General features: G+C 65.7%; 21 protein-coding genes. 3 read left to right on the forward strand and 18 right to left on the reverse strand.

All coding sequences use genetic code 11. From position 1 onward, the window contains the following. Positions 1-7: 7 nt before the first annotated feature. From ABFX56_RS04195 to ABFX56_RS04220, 6 genes are all read right to left on the reverse strand, one after another. The gene (locus ABFX56_RS04195) at positions 8-259 is read right to left on the reverse strand and encodes an HAAS signaling domain-containing protein (RefSeq protein ID WP_346232014.1); all 252 of its coding nucleotides are present in this window, start codon (positions 257-259) and stop codon (positions 8-10) included. Next, complete coding sequence (locus tag ABFX56_RS04200; protein ID WP_346232015.1) at positions 252-587, reverse strand: PadR family transcriptional regulator; 336 nt, start codon at positions 585-587, stop codon at positions 252-254. Before ABFX56_RS04200 ends, ABFX56_RS04195 begins: the two co-directional genes overlap by 8 nt. Positions 588-632: 45 nt before the next feature. After that, positions 633-1,613, reverse strand: a complete 981-nt coding sequence (locus ABFX56_RS04205; RefSeq protein WP_346233144.1) for a YeiH family protein — start codon at positions 1,611-1,613, stop codon at positions 633-635. 319 nt (positions 1,614-1,932) lie between these two features. After that, positions 1,933-2,703 carry a fumarylacetoacetate hydrolase family protein gene (locus tag ABFX56_RS04210; protein ID WP_346232016.1) on the reverse strand — a complete coding sequence of 257 codons (771 nt, stop codon included), beginning with the start codon at positions 2,701-2,703 and terminating at the stop codon, positions 1,933-1,935. A 10-nt stretch (positions 2,704-2,713) separates the two neighbouring features. After that, positions 2,714-3,853 carry a branched-chain amino acid aminotransferase gene (locus ABFX56_RS04215; protein WP_346232017.1) on the reverse strand — a complete coding sequence of 380 codons (1,140 nt, stop codon included), beginning with the start codon at positions 3,851-3,853 and terminating at the stop codon, positions 2,714-2,716. Positions 3,854-3,938: 85 nt separating this feature from the next. Then, a complete protein-coding gene (locus tag ABFX56_RS04220; RefSeq protein WP_346232018.1) occupies positions 3,939-4,994 on the reverse strand; it encodes a 3-isopropylmalate dehydrogenase in 1,056 nt (351 codons plus the stop codon). Positions 4,995-5,119: 125 nt separating this feature from the next. Between ABFX56_RS04220 and ABFX56_RS04225 the strand changes: the two genes are divergently transcribed. Continuing rightward, complete coding sequence (locus ABFX56_RS04225) at positions 5,120-5,371, forward strand: DUF6458 family protein (protein ID WP_346232019.1); 252 nt, start codon at positions 5,120-5,122, stop codon at positions 5,369-5,371. Positions 5,372-5,394: 23 nt separating this feature from the next. Here ABFX56_RS04225 and serA read toward each other — a convergent pair whose 3' ends face one another. The 9 genes from serA to ABFX56_RS04270 form a co-directional block, all read right to left on the reverse strand. Then, positions 5,395-6,984: a phosphoglycerate dehydrogenase gene (gene serA / locus ABFX56_RS04230; protein WP_346232020.1), complete on the reverse strand. Its 1,590-nt coding sequence runs from the start codon at positions 6,982-6,984 to the stop codon at positions 5,395-5,397. A 129-nt stretch (positions 6,985-7,113) separates the two neighbouring features. Further along, on the reverse strand, positions 7,114-7,473 hold the full coding sequence (locus ABFX56_RS04235; RefSeq protein ID WP_346232021.1) for a hypothetical protein: 360 nt from the start codon (positions 7,471-7,473) through the stop codon (positions 7,114-7,116). Between the two features lie 2 nt (positions 7,474-7,475). Beyond that, complete coding sequence (locus ABFX56_RS04240) at positions 7,476-7,874, reverse strand: hypothetical protein (RefSeq protein ID WP_346232022.1); 399 nt, start codon at positions 7,872-7,874, stop codon at positions 7,476-7,478. 90 nt (positions 7,875-7,964) lie between these two features. Then, positions 7,965-8,993 (reverse strand): ketol-acid reductoisomerase, encoded by a 1,029-nt coding sequence (ilvC, locus tag ABFX56_RS04245; protein WP_346232023.1) that lies wholly within the window; start codon positions 8,991-8,993, stop codon positions 7,965-7,967. 93 nt (positions 8,994-9,086) lie between these two features. Then, positions 9,087-9,593: an acetolactate synthase small subunit gene (ilvN, locus tag ABFX56_RS04250; RefSeq protein ID WP_346232024.1), complete on the reverse strand. Its 507-nt coding sequence runs from the start codon at positions 9,591-9,593 to the stop codon at positions 9,087-9,089. Between the two features lie 3 nt (positions 9,594-9,596). Continuing rightward, positions 9,597-11,402, reverse strand: coding sequence for an acetolactate synthase large subunit (locus tag ABFX56_RS04255; RefSeq protein ID WP_428834397.1), 1,806 nt, complete (start codon positions 11,400-11,402; stop codon positions 9,597-9,599). Between the two features lie 52 nt (positions 11,403-11,454). Further along, the gene (gene ilvD / locus ABFX56_RS04260) at positions 11,455-13,149 is read right to left on the reverse strand and encodes a dihydroxy-acid dehydratase (protein WP_346232026.1); all 1,695 of its coding nucleotides are present in this window, start codon (positions 13,147-13,149) and stop codon (positions 11,455-11,457) included. A gap of 9 nt (positions 13,150-13,158) precedes the next feature. Further along, the gene (otsB, locus tag ABFX56_RS04265) at positions 13,159-13,956 is read right to left on the reverse strand and encodes a trehalose-phosphatase (RefSeq protein WP_346232027.1); all 798 of its coding nucleotides are present in this window, start codon (positions 13,954-13,956) and stop codon (positions 13,159-13,161) included. Beyond that, positions 13,953-15,494: an alpha,alpha-trehalose-phosphate synthase (UDP-forming) gene (locus ABFX56_RS04270; RefSeq protein ID WP_428834398.1), complete on the reverse strand. Its 1,542-nt coding sequence runs from the start codon at positions 15,492-15,494 to the stop codon at positions 13,953-13,955. Before ABFX56_RS04270 ends, otsB begins: the two co-directional genes overlap by 4 nt. 60 nt (positions 15,495-15,554) lie before the next feature. Here ABFX56_RS04270 and ABFX56_RS04275 point away from each other — a divergent pair, with 60 nt between their 5' ends. Both ABFX56_RS04275 and ABFX56_RS04280 read left to right on the forward strand, forming a co-directional pair. Next, positions 15,555-16,523 carry a magnesium transporter CorA family protein gene (locus ABFX56_RS04275; RefSeq protein WP_346232028.1) on the forward strand — a complete coding sequence of 323 codons (969 nt, stop codon included), beginning with the start codon at positions 15,555-15,557 and terminating at the stop codon, positions 16,521-16,523. Positions 16,524-16,560: 37 nt separating this feature from the next. Then, on the forward strand, positions 16,561-17,454 hold the full coding sequence (locus tag ABFX56_RS04280) for a sugar phosphate isomerase/epimerase family protein (RefSeq protein WP_346232029.1): 894 nt from the start codon (positions 16,561-16,563) through the stop codon (positions 17,452-17,454). Positions 17,455-17,597: 143 nt separating this feature from the next. On the opposite strand, the gene ABFX56_RS04285 is transcribed toward ABFX56_RS04280, so the two are convergent. The 3 genes from ABFX56_RS04285 to ABFX56_RS04295 are packed head-to-tail and all read right to left on the reverse strand — an operon-like array spanning position 17,598 to position 23,008. Continuing rightward, positions 17,598-19,475, reverse strand: coding sequence for a YhgE/Pip family protein (locus ABFX56_RS04285; RefSeq protein ID WP_346232030.1), 1,878 nt, complete (start codon positions 19,473-19,475; stop codon positions 17,598-17,600). Further along, the gene (locus ABFX56_RS04290) at positions 19,472-22,402 is read right to left on the reverse strand and encodes an MMPL family transporter (protein ID WP_346232031.1); all 2,931 of its coding nucleotides are present in this window, start codon (positions 22,400-22,402) and stop codon (positions 19,472-19,474) included. Before ABFX56_RS04290 ends, ABFX56_RS04285 begins: the two co-directional genes overlap by 4 nt. Positions 22,403-22,426: 24 nt before the next feature. Then, entirely contained in the window at positions 22,427-23,008 is a 582-nt protein-coding gene (locus tag ABFX56_RS04295) for a TetR/AcrR family transcriptional regulator (protein WP_346232032.1), read from the reverse strand. Positions 23,009-23,030 lie beyond the last annotated feature (22 nt).

Genomic DNA, 23,030 nt, shown 5'->3' on the forward strand with positions numbered 1-23,030 from the left:
GGGCGGGTTACGAGATCTCCGGCGCCGTCGCGTCGGCGGTACCTGGCACCGCGGCCTCCGCGCGCGCCTCCGCCGCGATGAACGCCGGATCGCCGAGCGCCTCGATCCGCGCCGCGGCATCCGGTGCCGAAAGCCCTCGGAGCTCCTCGGCGACCCCGGCGACGATATCGCGTCGGACATCATCCGACACGGCCGCGAGCGCCGCATCGAGTTGGGCCAGATACGCGCGCACCACTTGCGGCGAGGTTGAACTATCCATCGTCGTCCTCTGTGATCATGTCGGAAACCGTGCTCGTGAACGGCCCCCACTGCTGCCGGAAGCTGTTCAGGTGGTCGTTCCCGGCATCCGTGACCCGGTAGTACTTGCGGGATGGGCCGGCATCCGACGCCTGGTCGTAGCTGGAGACGAGGCCGCGGGCACGGAGTCGGCTCAGTACCGGATAAAGCGTGCCGATGCTGGCGATCATCCCGCGCGTCTGGAGTGCGTCGGAGAGCGCCCAGCCGTACATCGGCTCGTGGGAGAGCAGACCGAGCACGCAATACTCGACCACTCCCTTGCGCAATTGCGCACCGACATCCCCTGTCATGCATTGCACACTAGCTTGCTTGACAAGCTAGTGCAATCAAAATGCCTAGAGGTTCACGGCGACAAGCGCGAGCACCGCGATGAGCACCCAGGACAGCAGCCCGACCCCGAGCGCCCTGCCGCCGGTACGGACTAGCGTGCCGAAGCGCACCGCCGTGCCGAGGCCGAACAGGGCTGCCGCGAGCAGGACGGCCTGCGTAGCATCCGCGCCGGCGAGGGCCGCCGGCGGTAGCGGAACTAAGGAGCGCAGCAGCACGGATACGAGGAAGCCGGCGACGAACAGCGGCACGATGGGCGGTCGTGCTACCGCATCCAGCCCGACCGCGCCGAGCCGATCACGACGGCGCAGCACCATGCCGGCGCCGGCAACCATGGGAGCGAGCATCAGCACGCGGGTGAGCTTCACGACGACGGCGATCGCGAGCGCGGCCGAGCCGGCAGTCTGCGCCGTCGCCACGACCTGGCCGACGTCGTGCACGCTCGCCCCGACCCAGTGTCCGAACTGGATGCCGGTGAGTCCGAGTGGTGCCTGCAACAGCGGCAGCACGCCGATGGCCAGGGTGCCGCAGAGGGTGACCAGCGCGACCGGGGTCGCCTGCTCCTCCCGGCTGCTGCGCGTCACCGATCCCATCGCCCCGATCGCCGAGGCGCCGCAAATCGAGAATCCGGTCGCCACGAGCAGCGCCTGCGTGCTCGGCAGCCGGAAGAGCCGGCCCAGCCAGTACGTGCCCGCGAACGTCACCAGCACGATCCCAACGATCATGAGGATCGCCAGCACTCCCAGGTGGCCGATGTCAATGACACTCAGCTTGAGCCCCAGCAGCACAATCCCGGCACGCATCAGTGTTTTGGCGGCGAAGCGCAGACCCGGCGCCAATGGGCCATCGAGCCAGAATCGGATCGCCGGCAGCTGCGCCACGAGAATGCCGAGGCCCACGGATGCGGTCAGCACCGGAACCGCCGGCAGCGCGGCATGCAACGCCCAAGCAATCCCGACGGCGAGGACAGCAGCACCCAGACCCGGCAGGACCGGACTGGCGGCTACGGATAGGCGAGGTGCGGTGACGCGGCGCGGCGCGGTGTTGTGGCCGAGTGCTCTGTTTCGGTGGGATGCGGTATTGCGGCGGGGTGCGGGCACCGGACGAGACTACCCGAGGTGTCGCCGCCTGCGGCATCCTCGTCACACCGCATCCTGATCCCGTTTCACGGAGTTTCTGTCCTGGACCGCCATCCTGGCCGAAGCACAGGCACCGGAATGTCAGTTACTCCTTGAAACGGGTTCGCACGGCCCGAGTGGGCGTGGGTTGCGGGAGCCGGTGGTGGGAGCGGGTGGCGACGAAGCAGGGCTAGTCGCGGTTGCGGGCGGGGTTGCTGAGGGTACCGATGCCAGTGATGGTGACGTCCACGGTCTGACCGTCAGTGAATCCGCCAAGCCCCGCCGGCGTGCCGGTGAGAATGACGTCCCCCGGCAGCAGCGTCCACACATCGGAGGCGAACTCGATGATCTCCGGAATGCCGTGCAACATCTGGCCGGTGTTGCCCTGGCGACGCGGCTCCCCGTCCACGAAGGTCTGGATCTCCAGGTCACTCGTGTCCAGCTCGGTCTCGATCACCGGGCCGAGCGGACAGAACGTGTCATAGCCCTTGGCCCTGGCCCACTGACCGTCGGCGAACTGCTCGTCGCGCGCCGACACGTCGTTGCCGATCGTGTAACCGAAGATGTAGTCGGTGGCATCCGCTGCCTTCACCCGTTTGGCGATCCTGCCGATCACCACCGCGAGTTCACCCTCGTGCACGATGCGCCCGGACACCGGCGGCAGTTGAATCGTCTCGCCAGGGCCGATGACCGAGGTGTTCGGTTTGAGGAAGATGAGCGGGGTGTCCGGGCCGTTCGGAGCGAGCTCCGCCTTGTGCTCGGCATAGTTCATCCCGACGCAGACGATCTTGGATCGGGGAATGACCGGAGCGAGCAGCTTGACCGACGCGAGCGGGATGCGCTCTCCGGTCGTGTCGAAGCCGCTGAACAGCGGGTCCCCGACCAGGACGACTAGGTCCTCCTCGTCGACGATCCCAAACCTGGGGTCGCCACCATCCTGATTGAACCGGGCAATCTTCACGTAGGTGAGCCTATCCGTCCAGGCGGGTCAACCAGCCGTGCCGGTCTTCGGCGCGCCCAGATTGGATGTCGGTGAGCTCCTTGCGCAGTTCCATGGTCAGCGGTCCCGCCGCGGCATCGGCCGAGCCGGCTTCGAAGCCCTCACCCTTGAGCAGCGCGATTGGGGTGACCACTGCGGCGGTTCCGCAGGCGAAGATCTCGGCGATATCACCGGATGCGACGCCATCACGCCATTCGTCGATGCTGACGCGGCGCTCCTCGACGGTGTGCCCCTTGTCCCGAGCAAGCCTGAGCACCGAGTCGCGCGTGATGCCCTCCAGGATGCTGTCAGACGCCGGCGTGACCAAGGTGCCGTTCTTGTAGACCAGCACCACGTTCATCCCACCGAGTTCCTCGATGTACTTGCCCTCCGCCGCGTCGAGGAACAACACCTGGTCACAGCCTTGTTCATAGGCTTCGGCCTGCGGCAGCAGCGAAGCCGCGTAGTTGCCGCCGGTCTTCGCCGAGCCGGTGCCACCCTTGGCCGCGCGGGAGTATTTCGTCGACAACCAGATCGACACCGGGGCCACACCGTGCGAGAAGTACGCTCCGGCCGGGCTCGCGATGACAAAGAAGCTGACCTGGTGGGCCGAACGCACGCCGAGGAACGCCTCGGTGGAGATCATGAACGGACGCAGGTAGAGGCTGGTCTCGGGCGCAGACGGCACCCATGAACCATCCACGGCGATGATTTGCCGCAACGACTCGATGAAGTGCTCAACCGGCAGCGGCGGCAACGCCAACCTGGTGGCCGATCGCTGCATACGACGGGCGTTGGCCTCGGGCCGGAACGTCCAGATGGAACCGTCCTCGTGGCGGTATGCCTTCAGGCCCTCGAAGATCTCCTGTGCATAGTGCAGCACCGAGGTGGCGGGGTCCAATTGCAGTGGGCCGTAGGGACGCACCGTCGCGTCGTGCCAGCCGCCGCCCACCGTCCAGGTGATTTCCACCATGTGATCGGTGAAATGAACGCCGAATCCAGGGTTCGCCAGAATCGTCTCCCGCTCGGCGTCGGCCATCGCCGTGGTGGAAGTGGTCACGTCGAAGTCGAGAAGGCCGTCGAGTGTTGCGTGGGTGCCCATGGGAGAGTCCTCCGTTGTCGCGTCTGTCATCTATTGCTCGCTGAGATCAATTGTCGCCTGGGTTTCATTGTTGCAGCGTTCTGCACCACAGCGTTCATTGTCACAGCGTTCATTGTCACAGCGTTCGCAGTGCAGCCACCAGATCGTCACCGATCTGGGTGGTGGAGCGTGCCGCGGTACCGCGGTGCGCGAGGTCGTTCGTGACGACCTGCGTGACCTTGGCCGCAGCATCCGGAAAGCCCAGGTGGTCGAGCAGAAGCGCGACCGACAGCACGGCGGCGGTCGGGTCGGCGATGTGCTTCCCTGCGATGTCCGGCGCCGAGCCGTGCACCGGCTCGAACATGCTCGGGAAGGCGCCGTCGGGGTTGATGTTCCCGGATGCGGCGAGGCCGATTCCGCCGCTGATCGCGGCAGCGAGGTCGGTCAGTATGTCGCCGAACAGGTTGTCGGTGACCACGACGTCGAACCGGCTCGGGTTCGTGACCATGAAGATCGTCGCGGCGTCCACGTGCAGGTAGTCCACGGCGATGTCGGGATATTCCGCCGAGACCGCGTCGACGGTGCGCTGCCAGAGCGACCCGGCATTGACCAGCACGTTGGTCTTGTGCACGAGGGTGAGCTTCTTCGCCGGCCTGGATGCCGCGAGCCGGAAGGCGAATCGCACGACCCGTTCCACCCCATATGCCGTGTTGACGGAGACCTCCGTAGCGATCTCGTTCGGCGTGCCCGTGCGCAGGCTGCCACCGTTGCCGACATACATCCCCTCGGTGCCTTCGCGCACCACGACAAAATCGACGTCGCCGGGATCAGACAATGGCGAGGCGACACCCGGGAACAACGTGGTCGGCCGCAGGTTCACGTAGTGGTCGAAGCCAAAGCGCAGCTTGAGCAGCAAGCCCCGCTCGATGCTCACACCCTTGAGCCGTTCATCGCGCGGGTCGCCGCCGACCGCGCCGAGCAGGATGGCGTCGTGCTGCTTGATCGCCTGCAGGTCGCCGTCGGTGAGAACCTCCCCGGTAGCCAGATAGTGCGTGGCGCCGAACGGGAATTCGGTGGTTTCGAGGTCAGTGTCCTCCGGAATCACGGCGGTGAGCACCTTGAGTGCTTCCGCGATCACTTCCGGCCCGATTCCGTCGCCAGCGATGACGGCGAGCTTGATGTTACGGGTCACGGAACTCCTCAGACAAACCGGCAAATACGTGCTTTCAGCGTACCGTTTGCTGGGAACTTGCCAAAAAGCTTGCAATTTCCTGAACGCCGCCTACGGTGGGCCAGGACCGAAAGGACGACAACACCATGGGTATCGGAAGCGGTATTTTGCTTTTTGTTATTGGCGCGATCCTGACGTTTGCTTTGAATTTTCGAGTGGACTGGATCGACCTGGACCTGGTCGGCTACATCCTGATGATCGCCGGAGTCGTGATTTTCATCGTTTCGATGGTCTTCCTGTTCCGCCGCCGTTCGATGTCTTCGACGACGCACACCGCGGTGGACCCGGAGCGCCGGGAGCGGATCACTGAACGGAACACCACCGACGAGACGCTGTAACGTGACGGGCGGCGCGCGGCCGACTACTCCGTGATGTCGATCTCGCGGATCAAATCCGCGTCGATCTTCGCGCGCACTGATTCGAGCAGACCCTCCGGGGCGGGCGAGTCGATGGTCAAAACACTGAGCGCCTGACCGCCCGCCTCGCGACGGCTCACCTGCATGCCGGCGATGTTGATGCCGGCGTCGCCGAATTCCTTGCCGAAGATGGCCACAATGCCGGGGCGGTCGGTGTACACCATCACGATCAGATGGTGATTGACCGGAACCTCGACGTCATAGCCGTTGATTTCCACGATCTTCTCGATCTGCCTGGTCCCGGTGAGGGTGCCAGACACCGAGACCTGCGTGCCGTCGCTGAGGCCGCCCCGGATGGTGAGCAGATTGCGGTATTCGTCGCTGACGGCATCCTTGATCAGTCGCACCGGGATGCCACGTTGCGCTGCGATAAGCGGTGCGTTGACGTACGACACGGCCTCGCTGACGATGTTCGTGAACACGCCCTTGAGCGCGGCAAGTTCCAGCACGCTCACATCGAATTCGGCGATCTCGCCGCGCACCTCGACGTCGACGCTGGTGAGCGGGCCGTCTGCCAGGCCGCTGAACACCTGACCGAGCTTCTCCATGAGCGGGATCCCGGGCCGCACGGTGGTGTTGATCACGCCACCGGCCACGTTCACCGCATCCGGCACCAGTTCGCCGTCCAGGGCCAGCCGCACCGACCGGGCCACAGACACGCCGGCTTTTTCCTGCGCCTCGGCTGTGGAGGCGCCCAGGTGCGGCGTGAGACTGATGTTGTCCAGGCCGAGGAGCGGCGAATCCGTGGGCGGCTCGCTGACGAAGACATCCAGAGCCGCGCCGGCGATGCGCTGGGAGGACAGCGCCTGGAAGAGGGCATCCTCGTCGATGATTCCGCCGCGGCTGCAGTTGACGATGCGCAACGAAGGCTTGGCCAGCGCGAATTCGTCGGCACCGATCATCCCGATCGTCTCCGGCGTCTTCGGGATGTGGATGGTGATGAAATCGGACTGCTCCATCACTTCGCTCAGGCTGGCCAGTTGCACGCCGAGTTGTTGGGCTCGCATCGGGGTGACGTACGGGTCGAAGGCGATCAGCTTGACGTCGAAGCCGGCCAGCCGCTGGGCGACGAGGGTACCGATCCGGCCGAGGCCAACGATGCCGACCGTCTTGTCGAACAGTTCGGTGCCGGTGAACTTCGACCGCTTCCACTCCCCCGCCTTGGCGGAGTGGTTCGCATCCGGAATGTGCCGGGCCAGCGAGAGCAGGTGGCCAATGGCCAGTTCCGCCGCCGACACGATGTTGGAGGTCGGGGCGTTCACGACCATGACCCCCGCCGTGGTGGCCGACTTGACGTCGACATTGTCGAGGCCCACTCCGGCACGCGCGATGACCTTGAGTTTCTTACCGACGGCGATCGCCTCGGCGTCGAGCTTGGTGGCGGAGCGAATCAGGATGGCGCTGGCATCCGTCAGCGCGTCGAGGAGGGCGGGTCGATCGGTACCGTCGAGGTGCCGGATGTCGAAGTCGGGTCCGAGCGCGTCGACCGTCGCCGGGGAGAGTTCTTCTGCAATCAGCACGATCGGTTTCGCCACGAATCGAATCCTTCGTCAAAGGGGAATGGGATCGCCGCGACGCACGTGGGCGCGACACCAAGCCACTTTAGTCCAGAGCGGGCCCGCGCCTGACCGTATGACGCACGGCGTCGGGTGACCCGGTGCTGCTCAGCCGGCGAGCAGGCCGGCGAGAGTGCTCAGACTCAGGGTTGCCGCAGCCACGGTGGCCAAGCCGGCGAGGAACACGAGCGCCCTGCCGAGCAGCGGCAGGCGGCGGCCGAGCCACCAGGCCAGCGCGTAAACCACGGGCGGCAGCACCAGGCTCGCAATCAACGCGACCCAGGGCACGGCCACCGGTGCCAGGCCGACCGACAGTGCGTTCGCGTTGAACGCGGCGATCTGCGAGGTGACCCCCACGGTGTCGGACACGGCCTCGAATAGGTCGTATCCGTAAAGCACGGCGAACAGCGCGGCCACAGCGACTGCCTGCCACAGCCGCGGCGCAGATGTTGCGGTCGTCGTCGACATCGTCACCTCCCCACCACCATCGGCCACGGCACCAGCACGACCATGCCGACCAGCAGCCACAACACCCGCGTCAGTGGCCGACGCCCGCGGGTCAACAGCAGCACGGCGCCGAACCACAGCGCCGGAGCCACAATCGCGAGAAACTCACCGAACTGGTACATGACCTCCGGGATCAGCCCGGCCAAGGTCAGCGTGTTCCGGAGCACCGCTCCGAACCAACCGATCGTGTAAAGCAGGTACACCCCGGCGAACACGCCATAGCCGACGAGCAGCAGCGAACCGGTGCCCGCCGCGGGTCCCGGACGCCGCGCGACGGCCGGCGGTGAGTCCGGAGCGTCCACGTGGGTGGGGTCGGTCTCCGCGCCCCAGCTCAGCGCCTCGGCATCCGGATCGTCGTCCATGGTCTCCTTGAGAACTCGGCGCGCCAGGAACCCGCTCGTCGCGCCCGGAGTTTCGGGTGCGGCGAGCCGGGTTGCTGGTGCAGCGAACGGCTAGCGGGCGACTTCGCCGTCCACGTAGTCGTCGTCGTCGGCCTTGTTCCAGGCGAACAGCTTGCGCAGCTCACGGCCGGTGGCCTCGATCGGATGCTGCTCGCCCTTCTTACGCAACGCGAAGAACTCCGGGGCGCCGGCATCCTGGTCGGCGATGAACCGCTTGGCGAAGGTGCCGTCCTGGATATCGGCCAGCACCGCCTTCATGTTCTCCTTCACGTGCGGGTCGATGACGCGCGGTCCGGAGACGTAGTCGCCGTACTCGGCCGTGTCGGAGACGCTCCAGCGCTGCTTGGCGATGCCGCCCTCGTTGATCAGGTCGACGATGAGCTTGAGCTCGTGCAGTACCTCGAAGTAGGCGATCTGCGGCTGGTAACCAGCCTCGGTGAGTGTTTCGAAGCCGTACTGGATGAGCTGTGACACTCCGCCGCACAGCACGCTCTGCTCGCCGAACAGGTCGGTCTCGGTTTCCTCGGTGAAGGTGGTCTTGATCGCGCCGGCGCGCAGCCCGCCGATGCCCTTGGCGTAGGACCAGGCCAGCGGCCAGGCGCCTCCGGTGGCATCCTCTTCCACGGCGACGATGACCGGTACGCCGCGGCCGGCCTCGAACTCGCGGCGCACGATGTGTCCGGGTCCCTTCGGGGCGACCATGATCACGTCGACGCCCTCCGGCGCGGTGATGTAGCCGAACCGGATGTTGAAGCCGTGTCCGAACAGGATGGCGTTGCCCTTGGACAGGTGCGGCTGAATGTCCTCGGCATACAGGTGGCGCTGCACCTGGTCAGGAGCCAGGATCACGATGACATCGGCCCACTCGGTGGCCTCCGCCGACGACAACACGGTGAAGCCGGCCTCCTCGGCCTTCGCCTTCGACTTTGACCCCTCCTTGAGCCCGATGCGCACCTCGACGCCGGAGTCGCGCAGGTTTTGCGCGTGCGCGTGACCCTGCGATCCGTAGCCGATGACGGCGACCTTCTTGCCTTGGATGATCGCCAGATCGGCGTCGTTGTCGTAGAAAATCTCGGTCACTGTGGTTCTCCTTGATATCCGGTCCCTGAGGCTCTCGAAGGGACGGTTGCTGAATCGTACAGTCCCTTCGAGAGCCTCGGGGACCGTAAGGTGTTAGCCCTTGGACACGCGCTCGGTGATGCTCTTGCCGCCGCGCCCGATGGCGAGAAGCCCGGACTGGGCGATCTCCTTGATGCCGTACGGTTCGAGCACCCGCAGCAGCGCGTGCGTCTTGGCGCTGTCTCCGGTGACTTCGATCACGAGGGCATCGGAGGCGACATCCACCACCCTGGCGCGGAACAGGTTCGCCGCCTCCAGGATGGGACTGCGGGTGGTGTTGTCCACGCGCACCTTCACCAGCAGGTGCTCACGCTCGACGGTTTGCGACGGGTCGAGTTCGACGATCTTGATCACATTGACGAGCTTGTTCAGCTGCTTGGTGACTTGCTCGAGCGGACCTTCCTCCACATCCACCACCACGGTGATGCGGGACAGCCCGGGAATCTCGCTCTTGCCGACCGCGAGAGACTCGATGTTGAAACCGCGCCGGGCGAACAGCCCGGCGACCCGGGTGAGCAGGCCTGGTTTGTCTTCGACGATCAACGACAACACGTGCGGCACGGTCTACTCCTCATCCCACTCAGGGGCTCTGTCTCTGGCGTATTGCACGCTGGAGTTGCCCACACCTTGCGGGACCATCGGCCACACCATCGCGTCGCGGCTCACGACGAAGTCGATGACGACGGGTCGGTCGTTGGTGGAATTCGCCAGTTCGATCGCGGCATCCACTTCCTCTTTCTTGGTGACCCGGATGCCGAGCGCGCCGTACGCGTCGGCAAGCTTGACGAAATCGGGGATCATCGGTGTTTCGGTGTCGGGGTTCAGGTCGGTGAACGAATGCCGCCCGTCGTAGAACAGGGTCTGCCACTGCCGCACCATGCCGAGCGATGAGTTGTTGATGATCGCGACTTTGATCGGGATGTTGTTGATCGTGCAGGTGGCCAGTTCCTGGTTCGTCATCTGGAAGCATCCGTCGCCGTCGATCGCCCACACCGTGCGGTCCGGGTTGGCGACCTTGGCGCCCATCGCCGCCGGGACGCCGTAGCCCATCGTGCCGGCACCGCCCGAGTTCAGCCACGCGTTGGGCCGTTCGTACTTGATGAACTGGGCCGCCCACATCTGGTGCTGCCCGACTCCGGCGGCGTACACGCCCTCGGGGCCGGTGATCGCGCCGATCCGCTCGATGACGTACTGCGGGGACAGTGTGCCATCTTCCGGTTCGTCGTAGCCGAGTGGGTACCGGGTCCTCAAGTCGTTGAGCCGCACCCACCAATCGGAATAGTCGGGCTTCTGATGCTTTGTCGCATCCGCGAAGGCAACGGTTAAGTCGGCGATGACATCTTTGGCATCGCCAACGATCGGCACATCGGCCAGGCGGATCTTCGAGATCTCCGCCGGATCGATGTCAACATGCACGACCTTGGCGTCGGGGGCGAACAGGTTCGCCTTACCGGTGACACGGTCGTCGAACCGGGCGCCCAACGAGATGAGCAGGTCGGATTCCTGAAGGGCGAGCACCGCAGGCACAGCGCCGTGCATGCCGGGCATGCCCAGGTGCTGCTGGTGCGAGTCGGGGAACGCGCCGCGGGCCATCAGCGTGGTCACCACTGGCACACCGGTCAGTTCGGCCAGGGCGAGCAGCTCCGCGGATGCCTCGGCGCGGATCACGCCGCCGCCCACGTAGAAGATCGGTCGCTTGGCCTCGGCCAGCAGCCGTGCCGCTGCCTGGATCTGCTTGCCGTGCGCCTTGGTCACCGGCCGGTAACCGGGAAGGTCCAGTTTGGGCGGCCAGATGAAGGGTGCGCTCTTCTGCTGTGCATCCTTGGTGATGTCGACGACCACAGGGCCGGGGCGTCCGGTGGTGGCGATGTGCACCGCCGCCGCGATCGTGCCTGGCACGTCCTCGGGGCGGGTGACCAAGAACGAGTGCTTGGTGATCGGCATCGAAATGCCGACGATGTCGACTTCCTGGAACGCGTCCGTGCCCATCGACGTGGAGAACACCTGACCGGTGATCGCCAGGAGCGGCACCGAGTCCATATGCGCGTCGGCGATGGCCGTGACGAGGTTGGTGGCGCCAGGTCCGGACGTGGCGATGCACACGCCGAGCTTGCCGGTGGAGGACGCGTAGCCCTCGGCGGCGTGGCCGGCGCCCTGTTCGTGCCGCACCAGGATGTGCCGGATGGCGGTCGAGGACATCAGCTCGTCATAGAACGGCATGATCGCCCCACCGGGCAGGCCGAACACATCCTTGACCCCGAGCAACTCGAGCGAACGAAGAATGGCACCCGACCCGGTGAGTACCTCTGCCTTTGCAGAGTTGCCCGGCTTGGACGGCGCCTTGGCGGTGGGGACGGGTGAGGAGTGCATGGAATCTACGATCCTTGAGTTGACCTGAACGAATGGAACACTGTTCGCGGCGTCATCCGGTGATCGCGCCCTCCGCTGCGGAGTGCACGAGCTTGGAATACTTTGCGAGCACGCCACGGGTATAGCGCGGGGGAAGCGGCGCCCAGCCTTCGCGGCGGGCAGCGAGCTCAGCCGGGTCGACCAGTAGGTCGAGCGAGCGAGCAGCGATATCGACCCGTATCAGATCACCATCGCGCACGAAGGCGATCGGACCTGCGTCCACCGCTTCGGGTGCTATGTGGCCGATGCACAGGCCGGTTGTGCCGCCTGAGAATCGTCCGTCCGTCAAGAGTAGTACATCCTTGCCGAGGCCCGCTCCCTTGATGGCCGCGGTGATGGCGAGCATCTCGCGCATTCCCGGTCCTCCCTTGGGCCCCTCGTAACGGATGACGATGACGTCGCCCTTCTGGATGGCGCCTTCGGTGAGCGCATCCATCGCCGCCCGCTCGCGTTCGAACACGCGCGCAGGGCCTTCGAAGGAGGTGGCGTCGAATCCGGCCGTCTTCACAACGGCACCCTCCGGCGCGATACTGCCGTGCAGGATCGAGATGCCGCCGTGGGCGTGGATCGGGTTGTCGAAGTGGCGCACCACTTCGCCGTCGGGGGCAGGCGGGTTGATCGCCTCGAGGTTCTCCGCGACGGTCTTGCCGGTGACGGTGAGGCAGTCGCCGTGCAGCAGTCCGGCATCCAGCAGCGCCTTCATCACGACCGGCACTCCGCCGTGACGGTCGACGTCGTTCATGACGTACTTGCCGAACGGTTTGAGGTCGCCGAGGTGCGGCACCTTGTCGGCGATGCGGTTGAAGTCAGCCAGCTCCAAGTCGACGTCGGCTTCGTGGGCGATGGCCAGCAGATGCAGCACCGAGTTGGTGGATCCGCCGTACGCCATCACCACCGAGATCGCGTTCTCGAACGCGTCTTTGGTCATGATGTCGCGCGCGGTGATGCCCAAGCGCAGCAGGTTCACGACCGCTTCGCCCGAGCGGTGCGCGAAGTAGTCGCGACGGCGGTCGGCGCTGGGCGGAGCGGCCGATCCCGGCATGCTCATCCCGAGCGCTTCGGCGACGCTGGCCATGGTGTTCGCGGTGTACATGCCGCCGCAGGCACCTTCCCCGGGGGCGATGGCACGCTCGATGCAGTCCAGGTCGTCCAGGGTCATGGTGCCGGCTTTGCAGGCGCCGACCGCCTCGTAAGCGTCGATGATGGTGACGTTCTTCTCGGTGCCGTCGCTGAGCTTGACCCAGCCGGGAGCAATCGATCCGGCGTAGAGGAAGACGGATGCGAGGTCCAGCCGCGCGGCGGCCATCAACATCCCGGGCAGGGATTTGTCGCAACCGGCCAGGAGCACGGAACCGTCCAGCCGCTCGGCCATCATGACGGTCTCCACCGAGTCGGCGATCACCTCGCGGCTGACCAGCGAGAAGTGCATGCCTTCGTGACCCATGGCGATGCCGTCTGAGACGGAGACCGTGCCGAACTGCAGCGGATAACCGCCACCGGAGTGCACCCCCTCCTTCGCCGCCTGCGCGAGCCTGGCCAGAGACAGGTTGCAGGGCGTGATCTCGTTCCAGGAACTGGCGATGCCGATTTGTGGCTTGTCCCAGTCCTCATCGCCCATCCCGACAGCGCGGAGCATGCCCCGGGAAGCAGATTTTTCGATGCCGTCTGTAACGTCGCGACTCCGCGGCTTGATGTCTGGTGCAGTCATGGAACGAGTCTAGGACTTCCGGCGAAGTCGACTTCTCTCGTCGGCGAGCACGCCGAGGAGAGTCGCGAACTGCTCGCAGTCGCGCACCCGGAACGGTGCGATGGTCGACCCGGCACCCACCTTCACACCGACGTCGCCGGAACCCAGCACCGCGAACGCGTCTTCGTCGGTGACATCGTCACCGGCGTAGAACGTCGCCGTCGCGCCGGTGAGCTGCCGCAACCGCCCGATCGCGTGCCCCTTGGTGGCGGACCGTACCGAGAACTCGAGCACGTCTTTGCCGTCGCGCACGGTGAGGCCTGCGAAGCCGGCGGCGGCCTGTCTGGCTCGGCTCTGCGCCTCACCGGCGACATCGGGGGTGGCCAGCCTGGTGTGCACCGCGACGCCCGCGGGCTTGCGTTCCAGCCACACCTGCGGGCAACTGGTCGCGATCGTGGCCAGAACCTCGGTCAATTCGGCGAGGCGGGCTCGCTCGGATTCGTCGAGTTCCGGCCCGGAAGGATCGTCGCCTCCCAGTTCAACCTCGTTGCCGTGCGACCCGACCAGCAGTGTCCCGGCCGGCGGATCGGCCACCGCGCGAAGGCTCGCCAGCGCCCTGCCCGAGATGTAGGCGACACGTGTACCGTCTGCGTTCAACAGCCGGGCGGCGGCGGCCGCGGACTGTGGCAGCGCTCTGGCATCCTGGGGCCGATCCACGATCGGTGCCAGAGTGCCGTCGAAATCGAGCGCGACGAGCAGTCGTGACGTGCTCGCGAGCCGGTGCACCGCGGCCACGATGTCTTCCGGCAGCCCCACGGAATCCGTCACTGCCCGCCCTGGGAATTGAAGGTTGTGCGGTTCAACACCTTGCGATCTTCGAGTTCCCGGAGGAACAGCGACGACCATTTCGTCACGTCGTTCTCCATCACTCGTCTTCTCAGCGAACGCATCCGCGCGGCGCGTTCTCGCTTCGGCATGCTGATCGCCCGCAGGATGGTGTTCTTGAGTCCGTCGATATCGTGCGGGTTGATCAGCAGCGCCTTCGTCAGTTCGTCGGAGGCACCGGTGAATTCGCTGAGGACCAGTACCCCGTCTTCGTCGAATCTGGTCGCCGCATACTCCTTCGCGACAAGGTTCATGCCGTCGCGTAACGCGGTCACGAGCATGACGTCGGCCGCGAGGTACAGCGCCACCATCTCTTCCCGCGGGTAGTTGTGGTGGTGGTAGCTGACGGCGGTGTGGCTGATCGACGAGAACTCGCCGTTCAGCCGCCCCACGGTCAGTTCGACCTCGTCGCGCAGTTCCCGGTAGGTGCGAACACGTTCCCGGCTCGGGCTGGCCACTTGCACGAGCGTCACGTCCTCCACGGAGACCGTGCCGTCGGCGAGCATTTCGCCGAAGGCCTGCAGCCGATGGCCGATTCCCTTGGTGTAGTCCAGCCGATCGACTCCGAGCATGATGGTTGCCGGGTTGCCGAGCTCTTCGCGGATCTGTCTGGCCCGCTCCTGCACCTCGGGTCGCCGGGCCATCGTCTCGTAGCTTCGCGAATCGATGGAAATAGGGTACTTTTTGGCCACTACCGTCCGGAACGGCTTACCCCGCCGGATCGGCGCGTACACGCGCACCCCGGGCGACTCGTCCACGAGCGGCACCTCGATGAGGGGGTTTCGGGTGGCGTACCCCTTCAGCCGTCTGACGGCGCGGGAGAAATTGCTGGCATCCGCGGTGCGCTGGAAGCCGATGACATCGGCGCCGAGTAGCCCCTCGATGATCTGGGTGCGCCACGGCAGCTGGGAGTAGATACCGTATGGCGGGAACGGGATGTGGTTGAAGAACCCGATGGTCAGATCCGGGCGCAACTCGCGCAGCATCGTCGGCACCAGCTGAAGCTGGTAGTCGTGCACCCAGACCAGGGCGCCTTCGGCGCTCGATTCCGCAGCGGCCGCGGCGAAACGGCGGTTCACGGTGACGTAGGTCTCCCACCACTCGCGACGGTAAACCGGCGGGGCGATCACGTCGTGGTACAACGGCCACAGGGTCTCGTTGGAGAACCCTTCGTAGTACGCCTCGACCTCGTCCTGACTCAGCGGGACCGGTACCACCCAGACACCGTTGCTGTCGAACGGCTCGAAGGTGAGGTCGGCGACCCCGGCCCACCCGATCCACGCCCCATCGTGGGCCTGCATCACGGGTTTGAGGGCGGTCACCAAACCCCCAGGTGATTGCTGCCAATACGCCGCGTCATCCGACTCCACGACCCGGTCGACGGGAAGGCGATTGGAGACGACGACGAAGGTGTAGTCGCCGAACTTCTCGGATTTCGTACCCGTCTCGCCACCGCCTCTGTCGTGGTCGGTGTCGCACACCGCTGCCAGGAAAGCCGTGCCCAGGCTACCAGCCGCTCCTGTACGGCTAACATTGCGCGCATGCTCACTACCCGGCTTTACCGCGATGGGGTCATGGACGGGTCGGATGTCCCGTTCGCTGAGATCTCCGATCGATTGGCCGACGAATCGGTGTGTCTTTGGATCGACATCACCTCGCCGACGCAGGAGTTGCTCGCCGAGTTGGAAGAGGAGCTGGGTCTCCACCACCTCGCCGTCGAAGACGCGTTGCACCATCATCAGCGGCCCAAACTCGACCGGTACGACACCCACCTTTTCCTGGCGACCTACGCTGTGCAGCTGGACGAGAGGACGGGGCGGCTGCATTCCACGGAGGTCACGGCCTTCATCACGCCTCGTGCTCTGGTGACGGTGCATCCACCCGAGTTCGACATCGGCAAGGTGGTGCACCGCTTTGATGCCGACGAAGACCTGGCGAAACATGGAGTGGCGTTCTTGTTGTGGGGGCTCTTGGACGTCATCGTCGACGGGCACTTCGACACCGTGCAGCAGTTGGACGGCGCCATCGAAAGTTTGGAAGACGCCCTCTTCGATGACCGCCCGCGGGACAAGGAGGTGCAGCGCCGATCGTTTGAAATCCGCAAATCGCTCGTACTGCTGCGTCGCCTGGTCCTGCCGATGCGCGAGGTGATCAACACCGTGCTGCGGCGTGACGTCGGATCGTTCGACGCCGCGATGTCGCCATACTTCCAAGACGTCTATGACCATGTGCTGCGCGTGACCGAATGGACGGAGTCTCTCCGCGACCTGGTCTCGACCATCCTCGACACGAATCTGGGCATCCAGGGCAACCGGATGAACCTGGTGATGAAGAAGGTCACCAGTTGGGCCGCGATCATCGCCGTCCCCACCGCAGTGACTGGTTTCTACGGGCAGAACCTGCCGTACCCGGGCGCGGACACGCTGTGGGGATTTTGGTTCTCCACGGCCTTGATGGTCGTGCTGTCGATCGGGCTGTACGCCAGTTTCAAGGCCAGAGATTGGCTTTAGTCCGCCGTTCTCAGGCACGGTGCCTAGAATCGGACAAATGATTCGCATCGGCATGAGCACGTCTTGCGTGTACCCGCAACCCACAGAGCACACGTTTCGTCTGGCCAAACTTGCAGGATACGACGGTGTCGAAATCATGGTTACCAACGATGACGGCACGCGCGATCCGGATGCGTTGCTCGAGTTGTCGAAGCGGTATGACCTGCCGATTCTGTCCATTCACGCTCCGGTGCTCCTGCTGACGCAGTTCGTCTGGGGCCGCGATCCGCGGGTGAAGCTGGAGAAGTCAGCGGAACTAGCCAGCGCGGTCGGTGCGCACACGGTGGTCGTGCATCCGCCGTTTCGCTGGCAGGCACAGTACGCCCGCGACTTTCTGCGCATCGTCAGGGAAACCGCCACGGCGTCCGGAATCGACATCGCCGTCGAGAACATGTTTCCGTGGAAGGTGGGCGGACGGAACCTCAAGGCCTACTCCCCCGGCTCGGATCCCACGCAGATGGACTGCGATTCGATGACGCTCGACTTTTCGCACGCGTCCCTGGCCGGGCGGGATTCCTTGGAGCTCGCGATGGCGATGGGACCGCATCTGCGGCACGTGCACCTGTGCGACGGTTCCGGTTCGATGGACGAGGGGAAAGTCTTCGACGAGCATCTCCTCCCGGGCCGCGGAAACGAGCCGGTCGGCGAGGTGCTCGAGTACCTGGCGGCCCGCCACTGGGATGGCACGATCGTGGCCGAAGTGAACACCCGGAAGGCGAAAACCGAGCAGGAGCGGCTGGAGTTGCTGAGTGAGACGCTCGCCTTCGCGCACGGCAAGCTGGGCACCGCCACCAAACGGGATGTCGCCCGGTACACCGGGGCAGAATTCCCCGGGATGTTCCGGAGAGCGTCGCGGCGCGCACTGACTGCGCTCAGGCCCAGCCTGCGCTGATGCTTTTCGGCCAGGTGGCGTACGTGGTCGAGGGCGGATTGCGACACCCCGAGTAAGACGGGCCAAAAAATGCGGCGTGTCACCCGTTGGCCCTCGGTTACGTACGGGAACGTGCCCGAGCCGGTCGAGAACCCAGCCCGGCTCTAGGCCGGACTGGAGATGCTCGGCAGCACTCCGAGTAGTGGAGCACGTCGGCGCTTGACCACGATCCAGGACAACAGCCCGCTGACGGCGCCGAACGCCACGAGCGCCGCAGCTGCTGCCAGCACAGGCGCGGCCGAACCACCCGCAACGATCTCTTGCATCCCGGACACACCGTAGGTGAGAGGCAGCAGCGGGCTGATCCATTGGAACGGTGCCGACAACACCTGCAACGGATACAACCCACCGGTCGAGGTCACTTGCACGGCGAGCATGAGAATCGACACGACGAGTCCCGCTTTGCCGAACGCAGTACAGAGCAGGTGGTGGAACGCCGTGAACGCGAGCGCGGTGATCACCGCGAAAGGCAGCGTGGCCCCCACCGCGGACCAGGGCACCCCAACGGCGGTGTGAAGCAAAGCGACCAACAGTACTGCCTGCGCCAGAGCGACGGCCGCCGCTCGAGCCAGACCCGACCCGACCAGACGCCCATTGGCGGCGGTGGAAATCATCGCCTGCCGAGTCAGCGGACGTAGCACGAGGAAGACCGCGAGCGCCCCGACCCAGAGTCCGAGCGGAACGAAGAAGATCGCTGCCACCTGACCGATGTTGCTGACCTCGTGATCACGTACAACGGTGAGCCCCACCGGGTTCGCTGCGACCTTGGCGCTGGCGGCGGCCGTGTCGGCATTGCCGGAAGGCACCTTCTCGGCACCCGATTGCAGCCCTGCTGCAAGGTCCCCGACGCCTGCGGCCAGCTGACTGGCCCCTGACGAAGCAGTGGCGGCGCCCGAGCTGACCCCGGCGAGGCCGCCGGCGATCGAATGAGCTCCCGATCGCAGCCCTGCCGAGCCGGCCGACAGCTTCGCCGCACCGGAAGCGCTTTGCGCGATGGCGCCCTGGATGCCGCTCACGGCCTGGGCGGTTTGCTGGCGGAGGGTCGCGCCGCCGGCATTGACCAGGTCCAGCCCACCGACAAGGCCCTGGACCGCTTGGCTGACCGCGGCTATTGCTGCGTCGTCGCCTGGGTGCGCCTGCAGATTGGCAAGGGCACCGCGGATTGCCGGACCCTGCTGCGCGAGTCGTGACACGCCGTTGGTGAAGTCAGCCACCCCACCGCTCACACCGCTCAACCCTGCCGCGCCGCCGTGCAACCTGGCCAGCCCACCGCTGATCGAGTCGACGCCTCGCGTGTAGCTGTCCACTCCGCCGGCAAACGAGACTGCACCGCTTTGAGCGGATCCGATACCGCCGGAGAGCGCGGACAGCCCGCCGCTGAGGGACGCCGCCGCATCTGCGAGGGTCCCGGCGCCCGTCGCCGCGGTACCAAGGGAACCACCGAGCTCGCTGACCCCGGAGGTGATTCCGGATACATACCGTTCTGTGATGGTTTTACCGAAAGTGGCCACCATGCCCGAACCGACCGATTGCGCGACGACTCCGGTGAGATAGCTCTGCGCGTCGTCGGTGCGGATGGACAGGTCCGCCCGCCGTGGAGCGTCGGAGGACAACGACAGGATCGACTTCGAGAAGTCCCTCGGGATCGTCAAGACCGCGTCGACCTTACCGCTGCGGAGCGCGTCCCGGGCGTCGTCTGCGTTGCTCACGCTCCAGCTGAATCCGGAGCCCGCCTTGGTCAGTTCGGTGACCAGCTGTCGGCCGGCGAACACCGGCGTCTTCGTTCCGTCTGGGGCGTTCTGGTAGATCAACTGGTCCTGGTTGACGACGGCGGCGGGAATGGCATCTAGCGCGTCATCGCCGTGGGGCAGGGCACCGACGAACAGGCCGGCGAAGGCCATCGGAACCAGGATCACCGCGGCCACAGCGATGCGGCGCCAGGCTGTGCGCCGTTTCGCCGTGGCAGATGGGGATGTGCTCACGAGAGAGCTCCTTCCAAGTTGCTCGAATACGGCGATCGGGCCGTCTCATCGCCGTCGGCGACAAGGTTGACGACGACCACCGGCCGTTCGCCGTCCACGCCGTCCGGGGCAGCGTTCGTGGCGACGACAACGGTGATGTTCGCCGGCGCGAGACGGCTCACCGCACCGAGGAACGCGGCTTCCTCGCCGTCCGCGCCTGGTCCGTCCTGCTCGAGCATCAGAACGGCGGGTCCCTCGGCAATCCCGACGGCGGCCAGTGTCACGGCACGGTCGAGTGATCGGAGATGAGCGACCTCGGTGCTCGCATCCAGCACTCTCGCGTCGCCGGCGCCGCTGTGCGCCAGAGCGTCGTTCAGTCGCGAGACCCAGCGTCGCACGACGGCCCGTCTGGCGGAGACCCGATGCCACGGCACGGTGATCTGCAGTCGAGCGTCGAACATCTCGCCGACGGTCAGAGCGGAACTGACACTGTTGGCGCCGCTGGTTTGCGCCACGGCGACGATTCTGGCGACGCGCTCGGATTCCGACGGCAACGGATGCCCGCCGACCTGCGCGCGGCCGGCGATCGGAAGCAGTCTGCCCGCGAGCGTCCAGATGAACGCCCGGCGGTCGGCTCGGCGGCCGGTGACGAGCACCAGCGCGCCGGCGGGAATGTCCACGCTGATCGGAGCGGTGCGGTTCCCATCGCTGCCGACCACGAGGTTCTCCGCGCTGATGACGGATGTTGCCCGCTCCTGCGACCAGAGCACCGCCGCCCGGTGGTTGCGGAGATCTTCGCCCTCGATGTCCATGTTCGGAAGCATCCGGCCCAGCCAGCGCGGCATCCACCAGGCGGTACGTCCCAGCAGGGTCATGACGGCGGGGACGAGTGTCATCCGCACCAGGAACGCGTCGAACGCGATCCCGACGGCCAGTCCGAGGGCGATCGGTTTGATGGTTCCGGAGCCCTCCGGGACGAACGCGAAGAAGACGAAGAACATGATGAGCGCCGCCGCGGTCACCACGCGTGAGCCGTTCGCGAACCCGCGACTGACCGCGCGGCGGGCGTCGTGGGTCTTCACGAATTCCTCCCGCATCCCGGACACCAGGAACACCTCGTAATCCATCGCCAGGCCGAACAGCACGGCCATCAGCAGGATCGGCATGAAGCTGAGGATGGGGCCCGGATTCTCCACCCCCACAATGTCGGCCAGGAATCCCCACTGGAAGATCGCCACCACGACGCCGAACGAGGCGACCACCGACAGCAGGAATCCGAGTGCCGCCTTCACCGGCACCAGCACCGATCGGAACACCATCATGAGCAGCAGGATCGACAAGCCGACGACGATGAGGCCGAATGGCGCGAGTGCGGCGGTCAACCGGTTGGAGATGTCGATGCCCACGGCCGTTGCGCCGGTCACCCAGATCGGCGTGCCGTAAGTGCGCTTGATGTCCGGGGCAAGCTCACGGATGGAATTCACCAGCGACTTGGTCTCGATGGCGTTCGGGGCGCTCGAGGGAATCACCTGGATGATCGCGGTGTCCAGCCCCGGGTCGGGCAGTCCCTGGCTGACATAGCTGACATCATCCAGTGCTCGCAGTCTGTCGCCGATGCCGTCCAAGTCCTGTTGGATGTCGGTGGTCTGGGTGATGTCCACCGCGATCACGAGCGGACCGTTGTAGCCGGCACCGAAGCCCTCGGAGACGAGATCGTAGGCCTCCCGTTGGGTCGACCCGGAGGGTTCGGATCCACCGTCGGGCAGGTTGAGATCAAGACTGAGTGCGGGGATGGCGAGGGTGCCGAGGAGGGCAACGACCGCCAGGACAGCGATGATCGGTCGTTTCATGACGCCGGTGACCCAGCGCAGGCCCATGCTGGGTGTGCCTCCTTCGGCGTGGGCGATGGCGCGTCGGTGGGCCCGGGATCCGGGTTTCGGAGTGAGCCTGGTTCCGGCCAGGCCGAGCAGTGCCGGCAGCAGCGTAGTGGCCACCCCGATCGCCACCAGGACCGCGAACGCGGCGCCGACGCCCATCACGCTGAGGAACGGAATGCCTACCACGAGCAGACCGAGCAGGGCGATGATCACGGTGACGCCGGCGAACACTACAGCGCTTCCGGCCGTGCCTACGGCGATCGCGGCCGACTCTTGGGGCTGTTCGCCCTGGGCCAGTTGGGTCCGGTGCCGGGACAGGATGAACAGGGCGTAGTCGATGCCGACTGCCAGGCCGATCATCAGTGCCAGCAGCGGCGCGGTGCTCGACACCGTCGTGAACGCGGCGACGGAGGTGATGCCGCCCATCACGACCCCGACGCCGATGAGGGCGGACAGCAGCGGCAATCCGGCCGGAAGCAGCGCACCGAACGTGATGAGCAACACGATGCCGGCGAAGAGCACTCCGAAAATCTCGGTCGGTGTGATGCCGAAGGTGTGGTCTTGGAAAACCTGTCCGCCGTATTCGACCCGCAGCCCGGCATCCTCACCGATCGATGCGGTGTCCTTCAAGGCGGTGAGCATCCGTGGGGTCACCTCGGTGGACGGCCCGTCGAACTGAACTCGGGTGATCGCCATGTTCCCGGCGGACGTGATGGCCTTGCCCGCGTACTGCGAGAACGGGGTGACCACCGAGTCGACACCGTCGATTTTCTCGATGGAGGCCGCCATCCGGGTGATCGCGTCGGTGTATTTCTGGTCGTTGACCGTGGCGCCATCGGGGGCGACGGCGACCACTTCGGCGCTCGCGCCGGCGACCTGCGGGAAAACGGCATCGAGCCGGTCGAGGGCGTTCTGGGACTCCGTGCCGGGAATGGCGAAGGATTCCTGCAGCTGCCCGCCGAGCGCGACGCTGCCGCCGAGGATGCCGCAGAGCAGCAAGATCCACACGCCGATGACCTTCCAGGCGTTGCGAAACGAGAAACGTCCAAGGCGATAGAGCAGGGTGGCCACGGGAATGCCCTTCAGCGAGGTGGGTCAGCGGGTGGCGGGCACGGGCTGCGGCGAAACGTCGACCGGGGCGAGGAGCTCCGTGACAATGTTGATGAGAGCGGCTCTGGTCTCATCGACGGGTGAGGGTTCGATCTCGAACGTCTGGCTCGCCACGAGCATGTACGCGGCTCCCCCCAGCGCGACGCCGAAGCGCATCCGGTCTTCGGTGGAGGTTGTGGTGGTCGAGAAGTACCGGGCGAGTCGGCGCACCAGCTCGTTCGCGCGCTCGAAGACCGGGACGTCGACGAGTGACGGACCCTGGTTGATGAACATGTGCACTTCCAGGCGGTGTTCGAGCAGAAAATCGACGAAGTGCACGATGAATTCTCGACGCCGGGCGCCGGTCAGCGGACCGGTTTCGACCGCGCTGAGGATGTCGTCCATCGCATCCACAGCGGGGCCGACGGCGGCTCCCAGCAACACTTCTTTCGAGGCGAAGTGGTAGAGCACGCTGGATTTCGACAGTCCGGCGATGTCGGCGATACGGTGCAGCGAGGTACCGACGTAGCCTGCTGTGGCGAATTCCGTCAGGGCGATGGCGCGCAGGTCCTCGGCACTTGTCGACATGGCATCGATCATATCTGACCGA

Origin of the sequence: Parafrigoribacterium mesophilum (genome assembly GCF_039652555.1) — a bacterium.
Taxonomy (GTDB): domain Bacteria; phylum Actinomycetota; class Actinomycetes; order Actinomycetales; family Microbacteriaceae; genus Parafrigoribacterium; species Parafrigoribacterium mesophilum.

Coding starts and splice junctions, on each gene's coding strand:
- ABFX56_RS04195 (WP_346232014.1), bottom strand. CDS start 259: ATGGATAGTTCAACCTCGCCGCAAGTGGTGCGCGCGTATCTGGCCCAA.
- ABFX56_RS04200 (WP_346232015.1), bottom strand. CDS start 587: ATGACAGGGGATGTCGGTGCGCAATTGCGCAAGGGAGTGGTCGAGTAT.
- ABFX56_RS04215 (WP_346232017.1), bottom strand. CDS start 3,853: ATGACAGACGCGACAACGGAGGACTCTCCCATGGGCACCCACGCAACA.
- ABFX56_RS04225 (WP_346232019.1), top strand. CDS start 5,120: ATGGGTATCGGAAGCGGTATTTTGCTTTTTGTTATTGGCGCGATCCTG.
- ABFX56_RS04235 (WP_346232021.1), bottom strand. CDS start 7,473: ATGTCGACGACGACCGCAACATCTGCGCCGCGGCTGTGGCAGGCAGTC.
- ABFX56_RS04240 (WP_346232022.1), bottom strand. CDS start 7,874: ATGGACGACGATCCGGATGCCGAGGCGCTGAGCTGGGGCGCGGAGACC.
- ABFX56_RS04255 (WP_428834397.1), bottom strand. CDS start 11,402: ATGCACTCCTCACCCGTCCCCACCGCCAAGGCGCCGTCCAAGCCGGGC.
- ilvD (WP_346232026.1), bottom strand. CDS start 13,149: ATGACTGCACCAGACATCAAGCCGCGGAGTCGCGACGTTACAGACGGC.
- ABFX56_RS04275 (WP_346232028.1), top strand. CDS start 15,555: ATGCTCACTACCCGGCTTTACCGCGATGGGGTCATGGACGGGTCGGAT.
- ABFX56_RS04280 (WP_346232029.1), top strand. CDS start 16,561: ATGATTCGCATCGGCATGAGCACGTCTTGCGTGTACCCGCAACCCACA.
- ABFX56_RS04295 (WP_346232032.1), bottom strand. CDS start 23,008: ATGTCGACAAGTGCCGAGGACCTGCGCGCCATCGCCCTGACGGAATTC.